Annotated in this window: 21 protein-coding genes; all 21 read left to right on the top strand. The window is 68.9% G+C overall.

Annotation, left to right across the window (positions count from 1 at the left end):
• Positions 1-139 (top strand): DALR anticodon-binding domain-containing protein (locus ADL12_RS51375; RefSeq protein ID WP_244188155.1); only part of this gene is annotated, 139 nt, incomplete at its 5' end.
• Between the two features lie 17 nt (positions 140-156).
• Positions 157-1548: a diaminopimelate decarboxylase gene (lysA, locus tag ADL12_RS34590; RefSeq protein ID WP_062709703.1), complete on the top strand. Its 1392-nt coding sequence runs from the start codon at positions 157-159 to the stop codon at positions 1546-1548.
• 169 nt (positions 1549-1717) lie between these two features.
• The gene (locus ADL12_RS34595; protein WP_062709705.1) at positions 1718-3010 is read left to right on the top strand and encodes a homoserine dehydrogenase; all 1293 of its coding nucleotides are present in this window, start codon (positions 1718-1720) and stop codon (positions 3008-3010) included.
• 6 nt (positions 3011-3016) lie between these two features.
• On the top strand, positions 3017-4075 hold the full coding sequence (gene thrC, locus ADL12_RS34600) for a threonine synthase (protein ID WP_062709708.1): 1059 nt from the start codon (positions 3017-3019) through the stop codon (positions 4073-4075).
• 330 nt (positions 4076-4405) lie between these two features.
• Positions 4406-5323, top strand: a complete 918-nt coding sequence (thrB, locus tag ADL12_RS34605) for a homoserine kinase (protein WP_062709711.1) — start codon at positions 4406-4408, stop codon at positions 5321-5323.
• A 408-nt stretch (positions 5324-5731) separates the two neighbouring features.
• Positions 5732-7765 (top strand): transcription termination factor Rho, encoded by a 2034-nt coding sequence (gene rho, locus ADL12_RS34610; protein WP_062709713.1) that lies wholly within the window; start codon positions 5732-5734, stop codon positions 7763-7765.
• Between the two features lie 175 nt (positions 7766-7940).
• A complete protein-coding gene (locus ADL12_RS34615) occupies positions 7941-9728 on the top strand; it encodes a trypsin-like serine protease (protein WP_062709818.1) in 1788 nt (595 codons plus the stop codon).
• 205 nt (positions 9729-9933) lie between these two features.
• Positions 9934-11070, top strand: a complete 1137-nt coding sequence (locus ADL12_RS34620) for an LCP family protein (protein ID WP_062709716.1) — start codon at positions 9934-9936, stop codon at positions 11068-11070.
• Between the two features lie 196 nt (positions 11071-11266).
• Entirely contained in the window at positions 11267-11491 is a 225-nt protein-coding gene (rpmE, locus tag ADL12_RS34625) for a 50S ribosomal protein L31 (RefSeq protein WP_062709720.1), read from the top strand.
• Between the two features lie 115 nt (positions 11492-11606).
• Positions 11607-12683, top strand: coding sequence for a peptide chain release factor 1 (gene prfA, locus ADL12_RS34630; RefSeq protein WP_062709723.1), 1077 nt, complete (start codon positions 11607-11609; stop codon positions 12681-12683).
• A 72-nt stretch (positions 12684-12755) separates the two neighbouring features.
• The gene (gene prmC, locus ADL12_RS34635) at positions 12756-13595 is read left to right on the top strand and encodes a peptide chain release factor N(5)-glutamine methyltransferase (RefSeq protein WP_062709725.1); all 840 of its coding nucleotides are present in this window, start codon (positions 12756-12758) and stop codon (positions 13593-13595) included.
• A gap of 52 nt (positions 13596-13647) precedes the next feature.
• Positions 13648-14295 (top strand): L-threonylcarbamoyladenylate synthase, encoded by a 648-nt coding sequence (locus ADL12_RS34640; RefSeq protein WP_062709728.1) that lies wholly within the window; start codon positions 13648-13650, stop codon positions 14293-14295.
• Positions 14292-14972 (top strand): arsenate reductase/protein-tyrosine-phosphatase family protein, encoded by a 681-nt coding sequence (locus ADL12_RS34645; RefSeq protein ID WP_062709731.1) that lies wholly within the window; start codon positions 14292-14294, stop codon positions 14970-14972. The genes ADL12_RS34640 and ADL12_RS34645 overlap by 4 nt, the downstream gene beginning before the upstream one ends.
• Positions 14973-15044: 72 nt before the next feature.
• The gene (locus ADL12_RS34650; RefSeq protein ID WP_062709733.1) at positions 15045-16283 is read left to right on the top strand and encodes a serine hydroxymethyltransferase; all 1239 of its coding nucleotides are present in this window, start codon (positions 15045-15047) and stop codon (positions 16281-16283) included.
• Between the two features lie 140 nt (positions 16284-16423).
• Positions 16424-17785, top strand: coding sequence for an MraY family glycosyltransferase (locus tag ADL12_RS34655; RefSeq protein ID WP_062709736.1), 1362 nt, complete (start codon positions 16424-16426; stop codon positions 17783-17785).
• A gap of 317 nt (positions 17786-18102) precedes the next feature.
• Positions 18103-18540, top strand: a complete 438-nt coding sequence (locus ADL12_RS34660) for a Cg1360 family ATP-synthase-associated protein (RefSeq protein WP_062709738.1) — start codon at positions 18103-18105, stop codon at positions 18538-18540.
• Positions 18541-18765: 225 nt separating this feature from the next.
• A complete protein-coding gene (gene atpB, locus ADL12_RS34665) occupies positions 18766-19584 on the top strand; it encodes a F0F1 ATP synthase subunit A (RefSeq protein ID WP_482262715.1) in 819 nt (272 codons plus the stop codon).
• Positions 19585-19659: 75 nt separating this feature from the next.
• Entirely contained in the window at positions 19660-19896 is a 237-nt protein-coding gene (locus ADL12_RS34670; RefSeq protein ID WP_062709742.1) for an ATP synthase subunit c family protein, read from the top strand.
• Between the two features lie 39 nt (positions 19897-19935).
• Positions 19936-20484: a F0F1 ATP synthase subunit B gene (locus tag ADL12_RS34675; RefSeq protein WP_062709745.1), complete on the top strand. Its 549-nt coding sequence runs from the start codon at positions 19936-19938 to the stop codon at positions 20482-20484.
• The gene (locus ADL12_RS34680) at positions 20481-21296 is read left to right on the top strand and encodes a F0F1 ATP synthase subunit delta (protein ID WP_062709748.1); all 816 of its coding nucleotides are present in this window, start codon (positions 20481-20483) and stop codon (positions 21294-21296) included. Before ADL12_RS34675 ends, ADL12_RS34680 begins: the two co-directional genes overlap by 4 nt.
• A gap of 126 nt (positions 21297-21422) precedes the next feature.
• Positions 21423-23030 (top strand): F0F1 ATP synthase subunit alpha, encoded by a 1608-nt coding sequence (gene atpA / locus ADL12_RS34685; protein ID WP_062709751.1) that lies wholly within the window; start codon positions 21423-21425, stop codon positions 23028-23030.
• Positions 23031-23033: the final 3 nt, after the last annotated feature.

A 23033-nucleotide genomic window follows, 5' to 3' on the forward strand; every position in this document is an offset into this window, starting at 1 on the left:
CCTGCCCGCCGTCCTCCCCCGCGGTGCGGAGAAACCCTCGGCCGCCCACCGTGCCCGGCTCGCTCTCGCCGAAGCCGCCGGGACGGTGCTGGCCGGTGGCCTTTCCCTGCTCGGCATCGACGCACCCGAACACCTCTGAGAGAGCCCACGACAGTCATGAGCCGTTCCGCCCACCCCGCCGGGCCCCGCCACGCCGACGTCCTCCCCGAGGGGCACTACTCCGCCCCGCCCACCGACCTCAACGCCCTCGACCCGAAGGTGTGGGCCCAGACCGTTGCCCGCAACGCCGAGGGAACCGTCACCGTCGGCGGCATCGACGTGAAGACCCTCGCCGAACAGCACGGCACCCCCGCCTACTTCCTCGACGAGGCCGACTTCCGGGCCCGGGCACGGGCCTGGCGCAGCGCCTTCGGGTCCGAAGCCGACGTCTTCTACGCCGGCAAGGCGTTCCTGTCCCGTGCCGTCGTGCGGTGGCTGCACGAGGAAGGGCTCAACCTGGATGTGTGCTCCGGGGGCGAGCTCGCCACCGCCCTGTCGGCCGGCATGCCCGCCGACCGCATCGCCTTCCACGGCAACAACAAGTCCGTCGACGAGATCACCCGGGCCATCACCGCCGGCGTCGGCCGTATCGTCCTCGACTCCTTCCAGGAGATCGTCCGCGTCGCCCACATCGCCCAGTCCCTCGGCAAGCGGCAGCGCGTCCAGATCCGTATCACCGTCGGGGTCGAAGCTCACACGCACGAGTTCATCGCCACCGCCCATGAGGACCAGAAGTTCGGTATTCCGCTCGCCGGCGGGCAGGCCGCCGAGGCTGTGCGGCGGGCCCTTCAGCTGGACGGGCTCGAGCTCATCGGGATCCACAGCCACATCGGGTCGCAGATCTTCGACATGTCCGGGTTCGAGGTCGCCGCGCACCGGGTGGTCGGGCTGCTGAAGGACATTCGTGACGAGCACGGGGTCGAACTGCCCGAGATCGACCTCGGGGGCGGGCTCGGAATCGCCTACACCAGCGACGACGACCCCCGCGAGCCGCACGAGATCGCCAAGGCCCTCACCGAGATCGTCACCCGTGAGTGCGAGGGCGCCAAGCTGCGCACGCCGCGCATCTCCGTCGAGCCGGGGCGTGCCATCGTCGGGCCGACCGCCTTCACGCTCTACGAGGTCGGCACCATCAAGCCCCTCGACGGGCTGCGCACGTACGTCTCCGTCGACGGCGGCATGTCCGACAACATCCGTACGGCGCTGTACGACGCCGAGTACAGCGTCGCCCTCGTGTCCCGGACGAGCGACGCCGAGTCCATGCTCGCCCGCGTCGTCGGCAAGCACTGCGAGAGCGGGGACATCGTCGTGAGGGACGCGTTCCTTCCCGCCGACCTGGCACCGGGTGACCTCATCGCCGTACCGGCGACGGGTGCCTACTGCCGGTCCATGGCCAGCAACTACAACCACGTGCTCCGGCCGCCGGTCGTCGCCGTGAACGACGGTGAGGCCCGGGTGATCGTCCGGCGCGAGACGGAGGAGGACCTCCTGCGTCTCGACGTCGGATAGTCCCGAATGGACCCGGGACAGACCCGGGACAGACCCGGGGTGGAAGATCTCCTGTCTTCCACCCCTGTACAAATGAAATAGATGTCTCACGATCCGGACGAAGGGCAGAAACTCCCGTCCGGTGAGTGAGACTGGTGCAACCGTAGACGGTAAGAGGAAACGAGGTCGGATGATGCGTACGCGTCCGCTGAAGGTGGCGCTGCTGGGCTGTGGGGTTGTCGGCTCAGAGGTGGCGCGCATCATGACGACGCACGCCGACGACCTCGCCGCCAGGATCGGGGCTCCCGTGGAGCTCGCGGGGGTGGCCGTACGGCGGCCCTCCAAGGTTCGTGAGGGCATCGACCCCTCGCTCATCACCACCGACGCGACCGCCCTCGTCAAACGCGGCGACATCGACGTCGTGGTGGAGGTCATCGGCGGCATCGAGCCCGCCCGTACCCTCATCACCACCGCCTTCGAGTACGGCGCGTCGGTCGTGTCGGCGAACAAGGCGCTCCTCGCCCAGGACGGCGCCGCTCTCCACGCGGCGGCGGAAGCGAACGACAAGGACCTCTACTACGAGGCCGCCGTCGCCGGTGCCATCCCGCTGATCCGTCCGCTGCGCGAGTCCCTCGCCGGCGACAAGGTCAACCGGGTCCTCGGCATCGTCAACGGCACCACGAACTTCATCCTCGACAAGATGGACTCGACCGGCGCCGGATATCAGGAGGCCCTCGACGAGGCCACCGCCCTGGGGTACGCCGAAGCCGACCCGACCGCCGACATCGAGGGCTTCGACGCCGCCGCCAAGGCCGCCATCCTCGCCGGAATCGCGTTCCACACGCGCGTGCGCCTCGACGACGTCTACCGCGAGGGCATGACCGAGGTGACCGCGGCCGACTTCGCCTCCGCGAAGAACATGGGCTGCACCATCAAGCTGCTCGCCATCTGCGAGCGGGCCGAGGACGGCGCCTCCGTCACCGCGCGCGTGCATCCCGCCATGATCCCGCTGACCCACCCGCTCGCCTCCGTGCGCGGCGCGTACAACGCCGTGTTCGTGGAGTCCGACGCGTCCGGCCAGCTCATGTTCTACGGCCCCGGCGCGGGCGGCTCCCCGACCGCGTCCGCCGTACTCGGCGACCTCGTCGCCGTCTGCCGCAACCGGCTCAGCGGGGCAACGGGGCCCGGCGAGTCGGCGTATGCCGCCCTGACCGTGTCGCCGATGGGTGACGTCGTCACGCGCTACCACATCAGCCTCGATGTGGCGGACAAACCGGGTGTTCTCGCCCAGGTGGCGACCGTGTTCGCCGAGCACGGAGTCTCGATCGATACGGTTCGCCAGCAGGGCAAGGACGGCGAGGCCTCTCTCGTCGTCGTCACCCACCGTGCGTCCGACGCGGCCCTCACCGGGACCGTGGAGGCGCTGCGCAAGCTCGACACCGTGCGGGGTGTCGCCAGCATCATGCGGGTTGAAGGAGAGTAACCAGCAATGACCCACCAGTGGCGCGGAATCATCGAGGAGTACCGGGACCGGCTGCCCGTCTCCGACACCACGCCGGTCGTGACGCTCCGCGAGGGCGGCACGCCCCTCGTGCCCGCGCAGGTGCTCTCCGAGCGCACGGGCTGCGAGGTCCACCTCAAGGTGGAGGGTGCGAACCCGACCGGGTCCTTCAAGGACCGCGGCATGACCATGGCCATCAGCAAGGCCAAGGAGGAGGGGGCCAAGGCTGTTATCTGTGCCTCCACCGGTAACACCTCCGCCTCTGCCGCCGCCTACGCCGTGCGCGCGGGAATGGTTTCGGCCGTTCTCGTGCCGCAGGGCAAGATCGCGCTCGGCAAGATGGGCCAGGCCCTCGTGCACGGCGCGAAGATCCTCCAGGTCGACGGCAACTTCGACGACTGCCTCACGCTCGCCCGTGACCTGAGCGACAACTACCCCGTGGCACTGGTCAATTCGGTCAACCCGGTGCGTATCGAGGGGCAGAAGACGGCCGCCTTCGAGATCGTGGACATGCTGGGCGACGCCCCCGACATCCACGTCCTGCCGGTGGGCAACGCGGGCAACATCACCGCGTACTGGAAGGGCTACACCGAGTACGCCGCCGACGGTGTCTCGAAGCAGACCCCGCGCATGTGGGGTTTCCAGGCTTCCGGCTCCGCGCCCATCGTGCGCGGCGAGGTCGTCAAGGACCCGTCGACCATCGCCACCGCCATCCGCATCGGCAACCCGGCCTCGTGGCAGTACGCGCTTGCCGCGCGGGACGAGTCCGGCGGCTTCATCGACGAGGTGACGGACCGTGAAATCCTGCGCGCCTACCGGCTGTTGGCCGCGCAGGAGGGCGTCTTCGTGGAGCCCGCGTCCGCCGCGTCGGTCGCCGGTCTGCTGAAGGCCGCCGAGCAGGGCAAGGTCGACCCGGGCCAGACGATCGTGTGCACCGTCACCGGCAACGGCCTCAAGGACCCCGACTGGGCCGTCGCAGGCGCCCCGCAGCCTGTCACCGTCCCGGTCGACGCGGCGACGGCGGCCGAGCGGCTCGGACTGGCGTAAGCGGGGCCACACCCCGTCGTAGCGGCGCCCGAACCCGTCGTACGGGGCTCGTGTCCGCGCGTAAGAGGGCGCTTACCTGGGGAACTTCCCTACGGGGGGTGCACAGGGGGCATACGACACGCATCGTGCGCCTCCTGTGCGCCCTATGTCGCCACAGAACCCACCTTCGATAGGCTGTACTGAACCCGCCCGCCGCATATGCCTCCGCATGGGGTGCGGTGCCGCGCCGTCTCCGCGGCCCGGAAGCGGCCCCAGGGGTCTTCGTACGTCATCGAATGTCGTCATCGAATGTCTTCGACAATCACGCAGCTCAAGGAGAGTCATCGAGCGATGGCCGGTCCAGCCTTCCGCGCCGCCGCCGTCCGGGTGCGCGTCCCCGCCACCAGCGCCAACCTCGGCCCGGGCTTCGACGCCCTCGGCCTGTCGCTGGGGCTCTACGACGACGTGGTCGTCCGGGTGGCCGACTCCGGGCTGCACATCGACATCGCGGGTGAGGGCAGCGAGACGCTGCCGCGTGACGAAAAGCACCTTCTTGTACGATCCCTGCGCACCGCCTTCGACCTGCTGGGCGGCCAGCCGCGCGGCCTGGAGATCGTCTGCGCCAACCGTATCCCGCACGGCCGGGGCCTGGGATCGTCCTCGGCCGCCATCTGCGCCGGCATCGTCGCCGCGCGCGCCGTGACCATAGGCGGCGAGGCCAAGCTCGACGACACGGCCCTCCTGGAGCTCGCCACCGAGATCGAGGGCCACCCCGACAACGTGGCGGCCTGTCTGCTCGGCGGATTCACCCTCTCCTGGATGGAGGCCGGTGCCGCGCGGGCGATCAGGATGGATCCCGCCGATTCCATCGTTCCGGTGGTTTTCGTGCCCGGAAAGCCGGTCCTCACCGAGACCGCGCGCGGCCTGCTCCCGCGCACCGTGCCGCACGTCGACGCCGCCACCAACGCGGGCCGTGCAGCCCTACTCGTCGAGGCCCTGACCAGGCGCCCCGAGCTGCTGCTGCCCGCCACCGAGGACCGCCTCCACCAGGAATATCGTGCGCCCGCGATGCCGGAGAGCGCGGCGCTGGTGGAGCGGCTGCGGGCCGACGGCGTCCCGGCAGTCATTTCCGGCGCGGGCCCCACCGTTCTGGCGTTGGTCGACGCCGACAACGCCGACAAGGTGGCCCATCTGGCAGGCGACGGCTGGGCCGCGAACCGGCTCGAGCTGGACGCCCAGGGAGCGAGCGTGCTGCCGCTTGCGACCTGACACACGGTTGCCGGATTTCGAGAGGGGGAATGTTTGTTGGATCCGGTAGTGTTAATCTCAAGTCTGCACCCGACCCCACCATGGCGAGGTGCTTGTTGTCCCCGTCCGGGACAGACATTCTTCCGGGAGCCTCCCAAGCCGCACTGTGTTCCGTACGACGTACGCGGGCAGTACCTCGTACGCGGGCATTGAGCGACTTGCCGGGCACGCTCCGGAACCGGCGCGACCGAGCCGAGTGACACAGACACTGAGTGCCACAGCTCTGGGAAGCGCCATCACCAGATATTTCCTCCGCCGCTTCGGCGGAACACCGCCCCGGCACGGTCCACACACCAAGGACCGAAGCCGGACAGCACAACCGGTCGCCGAGCCAGACAGGCCGACGTCCGCTCCAGGGAAGGACCCTTCGTGAGCGACACCACCGATCTGATGGGCGCACGTGTCGAGGAGACCGCTGCCGCGCCCGCCACGGACGCCTCCGCGCCTGCCAGCGGTGCCGGCTCCCGGCGGCGCCGCGGTACCGGCCTCGAGGGCATGGTGCTGGCCGAGCTGCAGCAGGTCGCATCCGGCCTCGGCATCAGGGGCACCGCGCGCATGCGCAAGAGCCAGCTGATCGAGGTCATCAAGGAGGCGCAGGCCGGGGGAGGTGCCGCGGCTCCCAAGGAGGAGGCCGCCACCGAGACCAAGCCCAAGCGCCGCGCCACCTCCAAGGCTCGTACCGGCGAAGACGCCGAGAAGAAGGCGGAGAAGGCGGCTGCGGCCCCCGCCGAGAAGGCCGTGGCCCAGCAGCAGATCGAGATTCCCGGCCAGCCGGCTGGGGGCCCCTCCCGCGCGAGCGAAGCCGAGCGTGGGGGAGAGGACGCCCCGGCCGAGCGTCGGCGTCGCCGCGCCACCGCCGACGCCGGAGCCCCCGCGTCCGCCCCCGAGACGGTCGCGGCCGAGGCGAAGAGCGAGCCGAAGGCCGAGACGCCCGCGCAGTCGCAGGCCCAGCAGGGCGACGCCGGTGAGGGCGGCGAGGGCCGCCGTCGCGACCGCCGTGAGCGCGGTCGGGACCGGGACCGCGGTGACCGCGGTGACCGCCGCAAGGGCGACGACCAGCAGGGCGGCGGCCGTCAGGACCGCGGTCAGCAGCAGAGCCAGCAGCAGGGCGGCGGCCGTCAGGACCGTGACCGCGACCGCCAGCAGCAGGACGACGACGACTTCGAGGGCGGCCGCCGTGGCCGTCGCGGTCGTTACCGCGACCGCCGGGGCCGTCGTGGCCGCGACGAGATGGGCAGCGCGGAGCCGCAGATCAACGAGGACGACGTCCTGATCCCCGTCGCGGGCATCCTGGACATCCTCGACAACTACGCCTTCATCCGTACGTCGGGCTACCTGCCCGGTCCGAACGACGTGTACGTCTCCCTCGCCCAGGTCCGCAAGAACGGCCTGCGCAAGGGCGACCACATCACCGGTGCGGTCCGTCAGCCCAAGGAAGGCGAGCGGCGCGAGAAGTTCAACGCGCTGGTCCGTCTCGACTCCGTCAACGGCATGGCGCCCGAACACGGCCGTGGCCGCCCGGAGTTCAACAAGCTCACCCCGCTGTACCCGCAGGACCGGCTCCGTCTGGAGACCGACCCGGGCGTGCTGACCACCCGCATCATCGACCTTGTGTCGCCGATCGGTAAGGGCCAGCGCGGTCTGATCGTGGCCCCGCCGAAGACCGGCAAGACCATGATCATGCAGGCGATCGCCAACGCGATCACGCACAACAACCCCGAGTGCCACCTGATGGTCGTCCTGGTCGACGAGCGTCCGGAAGAGGTCACCGACATGCAGCGGTCGGTCAAGGGCGAGGTCATCTCCTCGACCTTCGACCGCCCGGCCGAGGACCACACGACGGTCGCGGAGCTCGCCATCGAGCGTGCGAAGCGGCTCGTCGAGCTGGGCCACGACGTGGTTGTCCTGCTGGACTCCATCACGCGTCTGGGCCGTGCCTACAACCTCGCCGCCCCCGCCTCCGGCCGCATCCTGTCCGGTGGTGTCGACTCGACCGCGCTGTACCCGCCGAAGCGCTTCTTCGGTGCCGCGCGCAACATCGAGGACGGTGGCTCGCTCACCATCCTGGCGACGGCTCTCGTCGACACCGGGTCCCGCATGGACGAGGTGATCTTCGAGGAGTTCAAGGGCACGGGCAACGCCGAGCTGAAGCTCGACCGGAAGCTCGCGGACAAGCGGATCTTCCCCGCGGTGGACGTGGACGCGTCCGGTACGCGTAAGGAAGAGATCCTGCTTGCCAGCGACGAGCTCGCCATCGTCTGGAAGCTGCGCCGGGTGCTGCACGCGCTCGACCAGCAGCAGGCGGTCGAGCTGCTTCTCGACAAGATGAAGCAGACGAAGTCGAACGCCGAGTTCCTGATGCAGATTCAGAAGACGACGCCGACGCCTGGGAACGGCGACTAAGCACTAGCGCTCCCAGTAGGTCTCAAATAGGCCGCTCCCCGTCAAACAGTGACGGGGAGCGGCCTTTTGGCGCTGATAGGGACGGGCGCATCTGTGCGCCCCTTCCTACTCTTGTGTCTCTGGGGGGACCTTCTTGACCACCACCCTGTCCGGCAGCGGTCGTCACAGACGCCGGATTCGTTTCGGGCTGCCCATCGCCGCCGCCGGCGTCGCCGCGGCCGTTGCCGCCGCGCTGCTGACCTCGTCCGCGGGGGCCGCCACCGCCGCGCCGACGCCCACCGTCAAGCCCGCCACCAGTTCGGCCTCGCTCGCCGAGCTGGAGCGGCGCGTCGCGGGTGCCGTCGCCGGGGACGACACCGCGGGGGAGACGGCCGCGAAGTCGTCGTACAGCACGAGCACCAGCAGCTCCTCCGGTGACTCCACCGTGAGTCCCATGGTCATCGGTGGCACCGAGACCACCATCACCTCGGCGCCGTGGATGGCGCAGCTCTGGTACTACGACGACCAGGGCACCGCCGACGAGGCCGACGACCTCGGGTTCTTCTGCGGTGGCGCCGTCGTCGCGCCGACGAAGATCCTCACCGCCGCGCACTGCGTCAAGGGCTACGACTGGTACAACTACGGCGCCGTCGTCACCGGCACCGCCCAGCTGCCGACCACCGACGACGCCGGCAACACCGACCTGCACGGCGGCACCGTCAGCCTGCCGCACCGGCAGTGGAACCACCCGTCGTACAGCTCGACGACGATCGACAACGACATCGCCGTCGTCACGCTGGCCAATTCGGTCAAGGCGACGCCGATCCGCATGACGACGTCCGGCGACACCGCCTCGTACGCCGCCGGGACGAGCGCCAAGGTCTACGGCTGGGGCCGGACCAGCTCCACCAGCCAGGACGTCTCCGAGACGCTGAAGACGGCCACGCTGCCCATCCAGTCCGACACCACCTGCACCGGCTACTACGGCACCGAGTTCATCAAGGGCCACATGGTCTGCGCGGGCCCGCCGGCCAGCGGCAGCGACAGCGGCACCACCTCCGCCTGCAACGGTGACTCCGGCGGGCCGCTGGTGGTGAACAACCGGATCGTCGGTGTCGTCTCCTGGGGTGTCCAGGACTGCGTCGCCGAGGGCGCGTACAGCGTGTTCTCCAAGGTCAGAAGCTATGTCGGTGCCGCCTACCCGCGGGTCGACGACACCAACATCAGCGGTGACCACAAGGCCGACCTGTGGGTGCGCAACTCCTCCACGAAGACCGGCTACTCGAAAAACTCCAACGGCAGCTCGTTCGCGGCGCGCGTGTCCTGGGGCAACTGGAGCGGCGTGAACGTCGTCCTGCAGACCGACCTCGACCGGGACGGCTACCAGGACCTGGTCTACCGGCGCAGCTCCGACGGCGACCTGTTCTGGACGCACTACGTGCCCTCCACCAACAGCTGGTCGACGAGGAAGATCGCCGACAACTGGGCCAGCCGCACCCGCATCGTCACCCCCGGCGATGTCACCGGCGACTACCTGCCCGACCTGCTCTCGGTCGACTCCGCCGGCTACCTGTGGATCTACCCGGGCAAGGGCAACGGCTATTTCGCCACCCGCGTGAAGGTCGGCTATGGCTGGAACCAGTACAACTCCCTGCGCGCCCACGGCGACTTCACCGGCGACGGCAAGACGGACCTGATCGCGCGGGCCAAGAGCACCGGCTACGTGTACCTGTACAAGGGCACCGGCAAGTCCGGCACGGGTGCGTTCTCGTCGCGGATCAAGGTGCGTACGTGGAGCAGCACGACGTACAACGCCTTCGACGCGGTCGGCGACATCAGCGGCGACGGCAGGGCGGACTTCCTGGCCCGTACGCCCGGCGGCACGCTCTACCTGTACAAGGGCACCGGAAAGGCCACCAGCGAGATCTTCGCCACAAGGATCTCGGTCGGCACGGACTTCAAGCAGTACGACATCTTCGGCTGAAACCACAGGTGAGACCGGCATACCCGGTATCACCGAGCAAGGACCGTGCCCACCGCTCCTCGGCGGTGGGCACGGTCCGTTGTGCAACCCTTCTCCGAGTTTCCCCGTCTGACCGGACGGGGTCACGATGGTGTGGTACGGGCCAAATGGCCACGCCTGACCCTGAAAGCAGGGGGTAACCGACCGGACGAGAACCGAGGAGCACATGTCAGCCGAGAGCACGCCGGAGCCCGGCATACCGGGTGAGACCGGCAGCACAGGTTCGCGCCACCGCGCCAAGGGCCGCCGCCGCAAGCCTCGTGACAAGCGCAAGGGCCTGCTGATCACGGCCTGGACGGCCGCCGGGATCGTGGTCCTGGGCGGCACCGGAGCCGGCTACCTGTACTTCAAGCTCAACGGCAACCTCAAGAGCGTCGACATCGACCAGGCCCTCGGCACCGAGCGGCCGGAGAAGGTCGACAACGGCTCGGAGAACATCCTCGTCCTCGGCTCCGACACCCGCTCCGGCAGCAACAAGAAGCTCGGCGGCGGCGCCGACGACGGCAGCGCCCGCTCCGACACGGCGATGATCGTGCACGTCTACGAGGGCCACAAGAAGGCCAGCGTGGTCTCCATCCCGCGCGACACCCTCATCGACCGCCCCCGGTGCACCGACACCAACGGCGACACACACGACGCGGCGTCCGGCGTGATGTTCAACGAGTCGTACTCCACGGGCGGCGCGGCCTGCGCCGTGAAGACCGTCGAGTCCATCAGCGGCATCCGCATGGACCACTATCTGGAGGTCGACTTCTCCGGCTTCCAGAAGCTCATCGACGAGCTCGGCGGCGTCGAGGTCACCACCACCAAGAACATCAACGACCCCGACAGCCACCTCAACCTCAAGGCCGGCACCCACCAGCTCACCGGCAAGCAGGCCCTCGGCCTGGTCCGTACCCGGCACGGCGTGGGCGACGGCTCCGACCTCGGCCGCATCCAGCTCCAGCAGGCCTTCATCAAGGCGCTGATCAACCAGGTCAAGGGCATCAACCTCTTCGGCAACCCGAAGAAGCTCATCGACCTGGCCACCACCGCGACCGAGGCCGTCACGACCGACTCCGACCTCGGCTCGGTCAACAAGCTCATGTCCTTCGCGAACGGCCTCAAGGGCATCAATTCCAAGAACATGACCATGGTCACGATGCCGGTCCAGTACGACCCGGCGGACCCGAACCGGGTGATCGTGGAGAAGAAGAAGTCCCAGCTGGTGTGGGACGCCCTGAAGAACGACAAGCCGATCCCGAAGTCGGCGACAAAGGACACGGCCACAGGCGATGCCAAGGGCGTGGTGAGCGCCCCTTAAGGGGCGCGGGGCTGTATCGATTTGCGGCTCCGCCGCGTGGGCGCGACAAGCCCCCACCGGCCCGCAGGGAACAAACAACAGCAACCCCCGGTTTTGGGGGATGGCCCCAGTCCTGGCAGACTGGTACGTCGGCTCCGGTTCACGCTCCCGCACCCCGCGGCTGCGACCCGGCGCCCTCCCGAAACTAGGAGACACCTTGAAGCGCGACATCCACCCCGAGTACGTCGAGACGCAGGTCAGCTGCACCTGTGGCGCGTCGTTCACCACCCGTAGCACGATCGAGAGCGGCACCATCCGCGCCGAGGTCTGCTCCGAGTGCCACCCGTTCTACACGGGCAAGCAGAAGATCCTCGACACCGGTGGCCGTGTGGCCCGCTTCGAGGCCCGCTTCGGCAAGGCAACTGCCGGCTCCAAGAAGTAGCGAGCTCCAATTCGCCGGTCCACGGTCCGCGTGCCCTTCCTTCAGGGAGGAGCTCGTGCCGGGACCGGCGTTTTTGGTCGCCCGCCCTTCACCCACGCATACACAGGAGCCCAAGATGTTCGAGGCCGTCGAGGACCTGGTCGTTGAGCACGCCGACCTGGAGACGAAGCTCGCCGACCCGTCGGTCCACGCCGACCAGGCGAACGCGCGCAAGCTGAACAAGCGCTATGCCGAGCTCACCCCGATCGTCGCCACGTACCGCTCCTGGAAGCAGACCGGCGACGACATCGAGACCGCGCGTGAGTTCGCCGCCGACGACCCGGAGTTCGCCGCCGAGGTCAAGGAGCTGGACAAGCAGCGCGAGGAGCTGACGGAGAAGCTCCGCCTGCTGCTCGTCCCGCGTGACCCCAGCGACGACAAGGACGTCATCCTCGAGATCAAGGCGGGCGCGGGCGGCGACGAGTCGGCGCTGTTCGCCGGCGACCTGCTGCGCATGTACCTGCGCTACGCCGAGCGCGTCGGCTGGAAGACCGAGATCATCGACTCCACCGAGTCCGAGCTCGGCGGCTACAAGGACGTCCAGGTGGCCGTGAAGACCAAGGGCGGCCAGGGCGCCACCGAGCCCGGGCAGGGCGTGTGGGCGCGGCTGAAGTACGAGGGCGGTGTGCACCGCGTGCAGCGCGTGCCGGCGACCGAGTCCCAGGGCCGTATCCACACCTCCGCGGCCGGTGTGCTGGTCACGCCCGAGGCCGAGGAGATCGACGTCGAGATCAACCCGAACGACCTGCGGATCGACGTGTACCGGTCGTCCGGCCCGGGTGGTCAGTCCGTCAACACCACCGACTCCGCCGTGCGCATCACGCACATTCCCACCGGAGTCGTGGCCTCCTGCCAGAACGAGAAGAGCCAGCTGCAGAACAAGGAGCAGGCTATGCGTATCCTGCGCTCCAGGCTGCTCGCAGCGGCGCAGGAGGAGGCCGAGAAGGAGGCCGCCGACGCCCGCCGCAGCCAGGTCCGCACGGTCGACCGCTCCGAGAAGATCCGCACCTACAACTTCCCGGAGAATCGCATCTCGGACCACCGCGTCGGCTTCAAGGCGTACAACCTGGACCAGGTCCTGGACGGCGACCTCGACTCGTTGATCCAGGCCTGCGTCGACGCGGACTCGGCCGCCAAGCTCGCGGCCGCGTAAGGCACGTACGAGTACGACCGGAGGACTTGCGTGCAGCAATTCATTGGGGGGCGATCCCCAAGCCCCCGCAGCGTGCTGCTCGCGGAGGTGGCCCAGGCCACCCAGCGGCTGGCCGACGCCGGCGTGCCCTCGCCGCGCAACGACGCGGAGGAGCTCGCCGCGTTCGTGCACGGCGTGAAGCGGGGCGAGCTGCACTCCGTGAAGGACTCGGACTTCGACGCCCGGTACTGGGAGGTCATCGCCCGCCGTGAGCAGCGCGAGCCGCTGCAGCACATCACCGGGCGGGCCTACTTCCGGTACCTCGAACTCCAGGTGGGGCCGGGTGTGTTCGTGCCCCGCCCCGAGACCGAGTCGGTGGTCGGGTGGGCCATAGACGCCGTGCGCGCGATGGACGTCGTCGAGCCCTGCATCGTCGATCTGTGCACGGGCTCCGGCGCCATCGCGCTCGCCCTCGCCCAGGAGGTCCCGCGCTCGCGCGTGCACGCCGTGGAGCTGTCCGAGGACGCCCTGCAGTGGACGCGCAAGAACGTGGCGGGGTCCAGGGTCGACCTGCGCCAGGGCAACGCCCTGGACGCCTTCCCCGACCTCGACGGCCAGGTCGACCTGGTCATCTCCAACCCGCCCTACATCCCGCTCACCGAATGGGAGTACGTCGCTCCCGAGGCGCGGGACTACGATCCCGAACTCGCCCTGTTCTCAGGGGAGGACGGCCTCGACCTCATCCGCGGTCTGGAACGGACCGCACACCGGCTCCTGCGCCCCGGCGGCGTCGTCGTCATCGAGCACGCCGACACCCAGGGCGGCCAGGTGCCGTGGATCTTCACCGAGGAACGGGGCTGGGCCGACGCGGCCGACCACCCCGACCTCAACAACCGCCCGAGGTTCGCGACCGCCCGCAAGGCGCTGCCGTGACCACCCCCCAGAGTCTTTTCCCGAAGTACGTGTACGAGGAGGCCCGCTAGATATGGCACGGCGATACGACACCAACGACGCGACCGACCGCACGACCGGTCTGCGCGAAGCCGCGTCCGCCGTCCGCCGTGGCGAGCTCGTGGTCCTCCCGACCGACACGGTGTACGGCATCGGCGCCGACGCGTTCTCCAAGGAGGCCGTGGGCGACCTGCTGGAGGCCAAGGGGCGGGGCCGCACCATGCCCACCCCTGTGCTGATCGGCTCCCCGAACACGCTCCATGGTCTCGTCACCGACTTCTCCGAGCTGGCCTGGGAGCTGGTGGACGCGTTCTGGCCGGGCGCCCTGACGCTCGTCGCCAAGCACCAGCCGTCCCTGCAGTGGGACCTGGGCGACACCCGGGGCTCCGTTGCCGTGCGCATGCCACTGCACCCGGTCGCCATCGAGCTGCTGACGGAGGTAGGCCCGATGGCGGTGTCGTCGGCCAACCTGACGGGCCACCCCGCTCCCGAGGACTGCGACGCCGCGCAGGAGATGCTCGGCGACTCGGTCTCCGTCTACCTGGACGGCGGCCCGACCCCCGGCAATGTCCCGTCCTCGATCGTCGACGTCACCGGCGAAGTGCCCGTTCTCCTGCGCGCGGGCGCCATCTCCGCGGAAGAGCTGCGGAAGGTCGTACCCGACCTCGAGGTGGCGAATTGACAGCCCCTGAGGCGGGGCGTGGCATAGGCAACGGGGAACGTGCCGCGGAGATCACGACGACGTTCGTCGGGCTTCCGCGCGACAGCTTCCGCATCCTCCACGTCAGCACCGGAAATGTGTGCCGCTCACCGATCACCGAGCGGCTGACCCGTCATTTCGTGGCGCAGCGGCTCGGTGTGCTCGGCGGCGGGCTGATCGTGGAGAGCGCGGGCACCTGGGGCCATGAGGGCGCGCCCATGGAGGCCAACGCGGAGACGGTCCTCGCCGACTACGGCGCGGACGCCGCCGGCTTCGTCGGCCGCGAGCTCCTCGACGAGCACGTCATCCGCGCCGACCTGGTCCTGACGGCCACCCGCGACCACCGCGCCCAGGTCATCTCCATGGGCCATTCGGCGGGCCTGCGCACCTTCACCCTCAAGGAGTTCACCCGCCTGGTGAAGGCGATAGACCCCGCGACGCTGCCTCCCCTGGAGGAGGGCGTGGTCATGCGCGCACGTGCGCTGGTGCGCGCTGCGGCGGCTCTACGCGGGTGGCTGCTTGCGCCGACGGCGGAGGCGGACGAGGTGTACGACCCGTACGGGGCGCCGCTGCCGTTCTTCCGGTCGGTGGGGGACGAGATACACGAGGCGCTGGATCCGGTCGTCACAGCGCTCACCGGAGTACCCGCGAGGGCGTAACAACCAGGCGTCCCTGCCGCCCCGGGCCTACATTGGACGTACGTCACCGTCGACGCACGCCCGGAGCCCACCATGACGGTTGCCCACGCCCTCGAGGCCGATGTCCTGCGCCGCCAGGACCCGCAGCTCGCCGACATCCTGCTCGGGGAGCTCGACCGGCAGTCGACGACGCTTCAGCTCATCGCCGCCGAGAACTTCACCTCGCCCGCGGTGCTGGCGGCTCTCGGGTCGCCGCTCGCCAACAAGTACGCCGAGGGCTATCCGGGCGCCCGGTACCACGGCGGCTGCGAGATGGTCGACGTCGCCGAACGGCTCGCCGTGGAGCGGGCCAAGCTGCTGTTCGGGGCCGAACACGCCAACGTGCAGTCGCACTCGGGGTCTTCGGCCGTCCTCGCCGCGTACGCCGCCCTGCTGCGCCCCGGTGACACCGTGCTCGCCCTCGGGCTGCCGTACGGCGGACACCTCACGCACGGCTCGCCCGCCAACTTCTCCGGGCGCTGGTTCGACTTCGTGGGATACGGGGTGGACGCCGAGACCGGGCTCATCGACTACGACCAGGTGCGCACGCTCGCCCGCAACCATCGGCCCAAGGCCGTCGTCTGCGGGTCCATCGCCTACCCGCGCCACATCGACTACGCCCTCTTCCGTGACATCGCGGACGAGGTGGGCGCGTATCTCATCGCCGACGCCGCCCACCCGATGGGGCTCGTCGCCGGGGGAGCGGCGCCGAGTCCGGTGCCGTACGCCGATGTGGTGTGCGCCACTACGCACAAGGTGCTGCGCGGGCCCCGCGGCGGCATGATCCTGTGCGGCTCGGACCTCGCCGAGCGGGTCGACCGCGCCGTGTTCCCGTTCACCCAGGGCGGCGCGCAGATGCACACCATCGCCGCCAAGGCCGTCGCGTTCGGCGAGGCGGCAACGCCGGCGTTCACGGCGTACGCCCATCAGGTGGTCGCCAATGCGAGGGTCCTGGCGGCCGGGCTGGCCGCGGAGGGGCTGGTCGTCACCACGGGCGGGACCGACACCCACCTCATCACCGCAGACCCGGCCCCGCTCGGCGTCGACGGCCGTGCCGCGCGCGGGCGGCTCGCAGCGGCCGGGATCGTGCTGGACTGCTGTGCGCTGCCGCACGGCGACGCCCGTGGCCTGCGCCTCGGCACGGCGGCCGTGACCACCCAAGGCATGGGGGAGGAGGAGATGGTGTGGCTCGCCGCGCTGCTGGCGGGTGTGCTGCGCGGAGAGACCGAAAGTCAGAAGGCTCGTGAAGAAGTGCGGGAGCTGGCCGGTAGATTTCCCCCGTATCCCGGCTGAGGCGGGGTAGACGCACCTGGGCACACAGCCACGCGTGCAACCATCGTCGCTACCCGGAAGTCCCCACACATATGCGTCGCGTATGTGTCCGTCGCTAGGGTGTGGGGCTGAGATGGCCAGCGAGACTTGTGGGGAAGCCTGTGCGTGAATACCTGCTGACGCTCTGCATCACGGCCGCGGTGACGTATCTGCTGACAGGGCCGGTGCGTAAGTTCGCGATCGTGGCCGGAGCGATGCCGGAGATCCGGGCACGCGACGTGCACCGGGAACCCACTCCGCGGCTCGGCGGGATCGCGATGTTCTTCGGCCTGTGCGCGGGCCTGCTGGTCGCCGACCACCTCACCAACCTCAGTGCGGTCTTCGAGAAGTCCAACGAACCTCGGGCGCTGCTCTCCGGAGCGGCGCTCATCTGGCTGATCGGCGTCCTGGACGACAAATTCGAGATCGACGCCCTGATCAAGCTGGGCGGCCAGATGATCGCCGCCGGCGTCATGGTCATGCAGGGCCTGACGATCCTGTGGCTGCCCATCCCCGGCTTCGGCTCGGTCGCGCTGACCCAGTGGCAGGGCACCCTGCTGACGGTCGCCCTGGTCGTCATCACCATCAACGCGGTCAACTTCGTCGACGGCCTGGACGGCCTCGCGGCCGGCATGGTGTGCATCGCCTCGGCCGCGTTCTTCCTCTACGCCTACCGGGTCTGGGTGTCGTACGGCATCGAGGCCGCCGCCCCCGCCACGCTGTTCTCGGCGATCCTGATGGGCATGTGCCTGGGCTTCCTGCCGCACAACATGCACCCGGCGCGGATCTTCATGGGCGACTCCGGCTCGATGCTGATCGGCCTGGTGCTGGCCGCGGGCGCGATTTCCATCACGGGACAGGTCGACCCGGACGCACTGAAGCTGTTCGCCGGCTCCGAGAAGGAGGCCGTGCACCAGACGGTGCCGGTCTACATCCCGCTGCTGCTGCCCCTGACGATCATCGCGATCCCGGCCGCCGACCTGGTACTGGCCATCGTCCGCCGCACCTGGCGGGGCCAGTCGCCGTTCGCTGCCGACCGCGGCCACCTGCACCACCGCCTGCTGGAGATCGGCCACTCGCACAGCCGCGCGGTGCTGATCATGTACTTCTGGTCGGCGCTGATCGCCTTCGGCGCGCTCGCCTACTCCGTGAACTCGGCGTCCATGTGGATCGTGCTGGGCGTGGTGTTCCTCAGCGCCATCGGCCTGGTCCTGCTGCTGCTCCCACGCTTCACCCCACGCGCCCCGCGCTGGGCGGAGGCCTTCGTGCCGCCGCGCTACCGCCGGGGCGCGGTCGTTGCCGAGCCCGCGGCCACCACGCCGCAGACCGCTGTCGAGGCGTCGGCCGACGCCGGGGCCGACGGCCGGCCCGAGGAGGAGCCGCGCACTCCGGTCGTCGCCGGTGTGGCCGGGGTCAACGGCGCGACCGCCATCGGCGCCCGTTCGCGCTTCCTGGACCGGCGGAAAGCCGGAACGTCGCGCTGACGGCCCGGGTAAGAGCGCGGCCAAGGTAAGAATCTGACTAGAGCATTGCCAAGTCATGGGGGAACGAAGCGCCCCTATACCAGACAAACCGACCGTGATTTTGCACAGACGCGCACGTTCACTCTCATGTGTGACACCGAGCACATCCTCCAGGTAAAGACCTCATCAAATAGTTTGTGATACGGTTCACGAGAACCCCCGGATTGAGCCGAAGGACCGCAGTGCGACGGTCCATTGGCGTGAGGTTCCCTCTCATCCCGGGACTACGCTCGTCCATGACGACACCCTGCCCCCACCGTGAAAGCGGAGTTGCCGCCATGCCGTCCAATGACGCCCGGAACCTTCTGCAGATCGCTGCGCCTACGGCCGCGGTCGGCGCGGTCGCCGTCGCCGTCAGCGGTGTGATCGCCGGTGGCGAGGGGGCGATCGGTGCGGCTGTCGGGACGGTGCTGGCCATCCTCTTCATGGGGATCGGCCTGTATGTCCTGCAATGGACGGCAAAAACGCTCCCGCAGCTGTTCCAGGCCATGGGGCTGATGCTCTACGTCGCTCAGCTCCTGCTGCTCCTGATCTTCGTCGCCCTCTTCAAAGACACCTCTCTCTTCAACGCGAAGGCGTTTGCGGTCTCGCTCGTCGTCGCGACCGTCGTGTGGATGGCCGCACAAGCCCGTGCGCATATGAAGGCCAAGATCTTCTACATCGACCCCGACCACGAGAAGAGCGGGAAGTCCGAGAAGACAGGGCCGTCGTCGTGAGGGGTAGGGCCGGGATAAAGGCTTGGGAGATCTCCTGCTATCGTCCGGTGCCAACTGCGGCATCGCGGGCGCGGGCATCTGAGCTGACGCCTGCTCAATCGCGAGGCTTGATGCCCCCCAGCCGCCCCCACATTCGTAACACCAGTCCAGTGCCGACCCGCGGCTGCGCGCCGCGCCGACACAACGAGGTTGCCGAACCCATGCGTCACGCCGAAGGAGCCCGTGGTGAGTGCTGACCAGACCCAGCTCGCCTTTGAGTGGAACTGTCGGATCATGTCCGACAACGGCTGTGGCTTCCCGGCTCCGGGCCTGCACTCGTTCCTGTTCCAGCCGATCGCCACGGTCGGGGGGTTCGAGTTCAACAAGGTGATGCTGCTTGCCCTCATCACCACGCTGCTGGTCGTCACCTTCTTCACACTCGCCTTCAGCAAGGCGAAGGTGGTACCGGGCAAGCTGCAGATGGTCGCCGAGGCCGGTTACGACTTCGTACGCCGCGGCATCGTCTACGAGACCCTCGGCAAGAAGGAGGGCGAGAAGTACGTCCCCCTGATGGTCTCGATGTTCTTCTTCATCTGGATCATGAACATCTGGTCCGTGATCCCGCTGGCCCAGTTCCCGGTGTCGTCGATCATCGCGTACCCGATCGTCCTCGCCGCGCTCGTCTGGGTCCTCTGGGTCTCGCTGACCTTCAAGCGCCACGGTTTCGTCGGCTTCTTCAAGAACGTCACCGGCTACGACAAGTCGCTCGGCGCCGTGCTGCCGCTCGTGATGTTCATCGAGTTCCTCTCGAACCTCTTCGTCCGGCCGTTCACGCACGCGGTGCGACTCTTCGCGAACATGTTCGCCGGCCACCTGATGCTGGTCATGTTCACGGTCGCGTCCTGGTACCTGCTGAACAGCTGGATGATCCCGGCGGCCGGTGTCTCCTTCGTCATGACCGTGGTCATGATCCTCTTCGAGCTTTTCGTGCAGGCCGTCCAGGCGTACGTCTTCGTGCTCCTCGCCTGCTCGTACATTCAGGGCGCTCTCGCCGAGCACCACTGAGCCCTTACCTGCCCGCAAACCCCTGTCGTCCGGTGGCCAACCCCCACCGGTCCGCAAAGAGAAGGAAGTTACAGCATGTCCGCTGTGCAGCTTGCCGCTGAGGTCTCCGGCTCCCTCGGTTCCATCGGCTACGGTCTCGCCGCCATCGGCCCCGGCGTCGGCGTCGGCATCATCTTCGGTAACGGCACCCAGGCCCTGGCCCGTCAGCCCGAGGCTGCCGGCCTGATCCGTGCCAACCAGATCCTCGGCTTCGCCTTCTGTGAGGCGCTCGCCCTCATCGGCATCGTTATGCCGTTCGTGTTCGGTCGCTAAGCACTAGCCACCTGACACTTTTCGACGAAAGGCACTGATGTGATCGCCAACCTGGTACAGCTGGCGGCCGAAGAGGAGCAGAGCCCGCTCGTTCCTCCGGGCCCCGAGCTGCTCGTCGGCACCATCGCCTTCGCCATCGTGTTCTTCTTCTTCTGGAAGAAGCTGCTTCCGAACATCAACAAGGTTCTGGAAGAGCGCCGCGAGGCGATCGAAGGTGGTATTGAGAAGGCCGAGGCGGCGCAGGTCGAGGCGCAGAGCGTCCTCGAGCAGTACAAGGCCCAGCTCGCCGAGGCCCGGCACGAGGCCGCGCGTCTGCGCCAGGAGGCGCAGGAGCAGGGCGCCACGCTCATCGCGGAGATGCGCGCGGAAGGCCAGCGGCAGCGCGAGGAGATCGTCGCCGCCGGTCACGCGCAGATCGAGGCCGACCGCAAGGCCGCGTCCTCCGCGCTGCGCCAGGACGTCGGCAAGCTCGCCACCGACCTGGCCGGCAAGCTCGTCGGTGAGTCCCTCGAGGACCACGCCCGGCAGAGCCGCGTCATCGACCGCTTCCTCGACGAGCTCGAGGAGAAGGCCGAGGCCGGACGATGAACGGAGCGAGCCGCGAGGCCCTGGCAGCCGCACGTGAGCGTCTCGACGCGCTGACGGACAACACGTCCGTCGACGCGACCAAGCTCGCCGACGAGCTGGCCGCCCTCACCGCGCTGCTCGACCGCGAGGTGTCGCTGCGTCGGGTCCTCACCGACCCGGCGCAGGCCGGCGAGGCCAAGGCGGAGCTGGCCCAGCGCCTGCTCGGCGGCCAGGTCGGCGGCGAGGCCGTGGACCTGCTGGCCGGCATGGTGCGCTCCCGCTGGTCGCAGTCGCGTGACCTGGTGGACGCCCTTGAGGTGCTGGCGAACACCGCCGACCTCACCGCCGCCCAGAAGGCGGGCACGCTCGACGACGTCGAGGACGAGCTGTTCCGGTTCGGCCGGATCGTCGCCTCGAACACCGGGCTGCGCGCCGCGCTGACCGACCGGTCCGCCGCCACCTCGGCCAAGAGCGAGCTGCTGCGCAGCCTGCTCGGTGGCCGGGCAAAGGCGACCACCGAGCGTCTGGTGACGCGTCTTGTGACCGCGCCGCGTGGACGTAGCCTGGAGTCGGGACTGGAGTCCCTGTCCAAGCTCGCCGCCGAGCGCCGGGAGCGCATGGTGGCCGTCGTCACCTCGGCGGTACCGCTGAGCGACCAGCAGAAGCAGCGCCTGGGCGCCGCCCTCGCGAAGCTCTACGGCCGCCAGATGCACCTCAACCTCGACGTGGACCCCGAGGTCCTCGGCGGAATCCGGGTGCAGGTCGGCGACGAGGTCATCAACGGCTCCCTCGCGGACCGCATCGAGGACGCCGGCCGCCGCCTGGCGAGCTGAGCAGCAACTCAATAGGCAGTACGTACTTACGACGGCCCTGGTTGGGCCGTGCAGAAGAATCCTGGGGGTCGCCCCCAGACCCCCAAAGTGAAACTTCGGGCCCAACAAGGAGAGCAGGGAACCCAGATGGCGGAGCTCACGATCCGGCCGGAGGAGATCCGGGACGCGCTGGAGACGTTCGTCCAGTCGTACAAGCCGGACGCGGCCTCGCGCGAGGAGGTCGGTACGGTCACCCTTGCCGGCGACGGCATCGCGAAGGTCGAGGGTCTGCCCTCGGCCATGGCCAACGAACTGCTGAAGTTCGAGGACGGCACCCTCGGCCTCGCCCTCAACCTCGAGGAGCGCGAGATCGGTGCCATCGTCCTCGGTGAGTTCAGCGGCATCGAGGAGGGGCAGCCGGTCTCCCGTACCGGTGAGGTCCTCTCCGTGGCCGTCGGCGAGGGCTACCTCGGCCGCGTCGTCGACCCGCTCGGCAACCCGATCGACGGCCTCGGCGAGATCGAGACCAGCGGTCGTCGTGCCCTTGAGCTGCAGGCCCCCACGGTCATGCAGCGCAAGTCGGTGCACGAGCCGATGGAGACCGGCTACAAGGCCGTCGACGCGATGACCCCGATCGGCCGTGGCCAGCGTCAGCTGGTCATCGGTGACCGCCAGACCGGCAAGACCGCCCTGGCTGTCGACACGATCATCAACCAGCGCGACAACTGGCGCACCGGCGACCCGAACAAGCAGGTCCGCTGCATCTACGTCGCCATCGGTCAGAAGGGCTCGACGATCGCGTCGGTCCGCCGCGCGCTGGAGGAGAACGGCGCGCTGGAGTACACGACCATCGTCGCCGCCCCCGCGTCCGACCCGGCCGGCTTCAAGTACCTGGCGCCGTACACCGGTTCGGCCATCGGCCAGCAGTGGATGTACGAGGGCAAGCACGTCCTCATCATCTTCGACGACCTCTCGAAGCAGGCCGACGCCTACCGCGCCGTGTCCCTGCTGCTGCGCCGCCCGCCGGGCCGTGAGGCCTACCCGGGTGACGTCTTCTACCTGCACTCCCGTCTGCTGGAGCGCTGCGCGAAGCTCTCCGACGACATGGGCGCCGGCTCGATGACCGGTCTGCCGATCGTCGAGACCAAGGCCAACGACGTCTCGGCGTTCATCCCGACCAACGTCATCTCCATCACCGACGGCCAGTGCTTCCTGGAGTCGGACCTGTTCAACGCCGGTCAGCGCCCCGCGCTGAACGTCGGTATCTCCGTCTCCCGAGTCGGTGGTTCCGCGCAGCACAAGGCGATGAAGCAGGTCTCCGGTCGTCTGCGCGTCGACCTCGCCCAGTTCCGTGAGCTGGAGGCGTTCGCCGCCTTCGGTTCCGACCTGGACGCCGCGTCGAAGGCGCAGCTGGAGCGCGGTCAGCGCATGGTCGAGCTGCTGAAGCAGGCGCAGTACGAGCCGATGTCCACCGAGGACCAGGTCGTCTCCGTCTGGGCCGGCACCACCGGCAAGATGGACGACGTGCCGGTCGTCGACATCCGCCGCTTCGAGAAGGAGCTCCTGGAGTACCTGCACCGCAAGGAGCAGGGCCTCATGACCTCCATCAAGGAGGGCGGCAAGATGTCGGACGACACGCTCACCGCCGTCGCCGACGCCATCGCGGAGTTCAAGAAGCAGTTCGAGACCGCTGACGGCAAGCTGCTCGGCGAAGAGGCTGCGGCCGCCCCGAAGGCGACCAGCGCCTCCAAGTGACGT

Origin of the sequence: Streptomyces regalis (assembly GCF_001509475.1) — a bacterium.
Taxonomy (GTDB): domain Bacteria; phylum Actinomycetota; class Actinomycetes; order Streptomycetales; family Streptomycetaceae; genus Streptomyces; species Streptomyces regalis.

Excerpts from the sequence above, each read along its gene's own strand:
- thrB (WP_062709711.1), top strand. The coding sequence starts at position 4,406 with ATGGCCGGTCCAGCCTTCCGCGCCGCCGCCGTCCGGGTGCGCGTCCCC.
- ADL12_RS34670 (WP_062709742.1), top strand. The coding sequence starts at position 19,660 with ATGTCCGCTGTGCAGCTTGCCGCTGAGGTCTCCGGCTCCCTCGGTTCC.
- ADL12_RS34640 (WP_062709728.1), top strand. The coding sequence starts at position 13,648 with ATGGCACGGCGATACGACACCAACGACGCGACCGACCGCACGACCGGT.
- ADL12_RS34620 (WP_062709716.1), top strand. The coding sequence starts at position 9,934 with ATGTCAGCCGAGAGCACGCCGGAGCCCGGCATACCGGGTGAGACCGGC.
- thrC (WP_062709708.1), top strand. The coding sequence starts at position 3,017 with ATGACCCACCAGTGGCGCGGAATCATCGAGGAGTACCGGGACCGGCTG.
- ADL12_RS34660 (WP_062709738.1), top strand. The coding sequence starts at position 18,103 with ATGCCGTCCAATGACGCCCGGAACCTTCTGCAGATCGCTGCGCCTACG.
- ADL12_RS34650 (WP_062709733.1), top strand. The coding sequence starts at position 15,045 with ATGACGGTTGCCCACGCCCTCGAGGCCGATGTCCTGCGCCGCCAGGAC.
- ADL12_RS34595 (WP_062709705.1), top strand. The coding sequence starts at position 1,718 with ATGATGCGTACGCGTCCGCTGAAGGTGGCGCTGCTGGGCTGTGGGGTT.
- ADL12_RS34680 (WP_062709748.1), top strand. The coding sequence starts at position 20,481 with ATGAACGGAGCGAGCCGCGAGGCCCTGGCAGCCGCACGTGAGCGTCTC.
- lysA (WP_062709703.1), top strand. The coding sequence starts at position 157 with ATGAGCCGTTCCGCCCACCCCGCCGGGCCCCGCCACGCCGACGTCCTC.
- prfA (WP_062709723.1), top strand. The coding sequence starts at position 11,607 with ATGTTCGAGGCCGTCGAGGACCTGGTCGTTGAGCACGCCGACCTGGAG.
- atpA (WP_062709751.1), top strand. The coding sequence starts at position 21,423 with ATGGCGGAGCTCACGATCCGGCCGGAGGAGATCCGGGACGCGCTGGAG.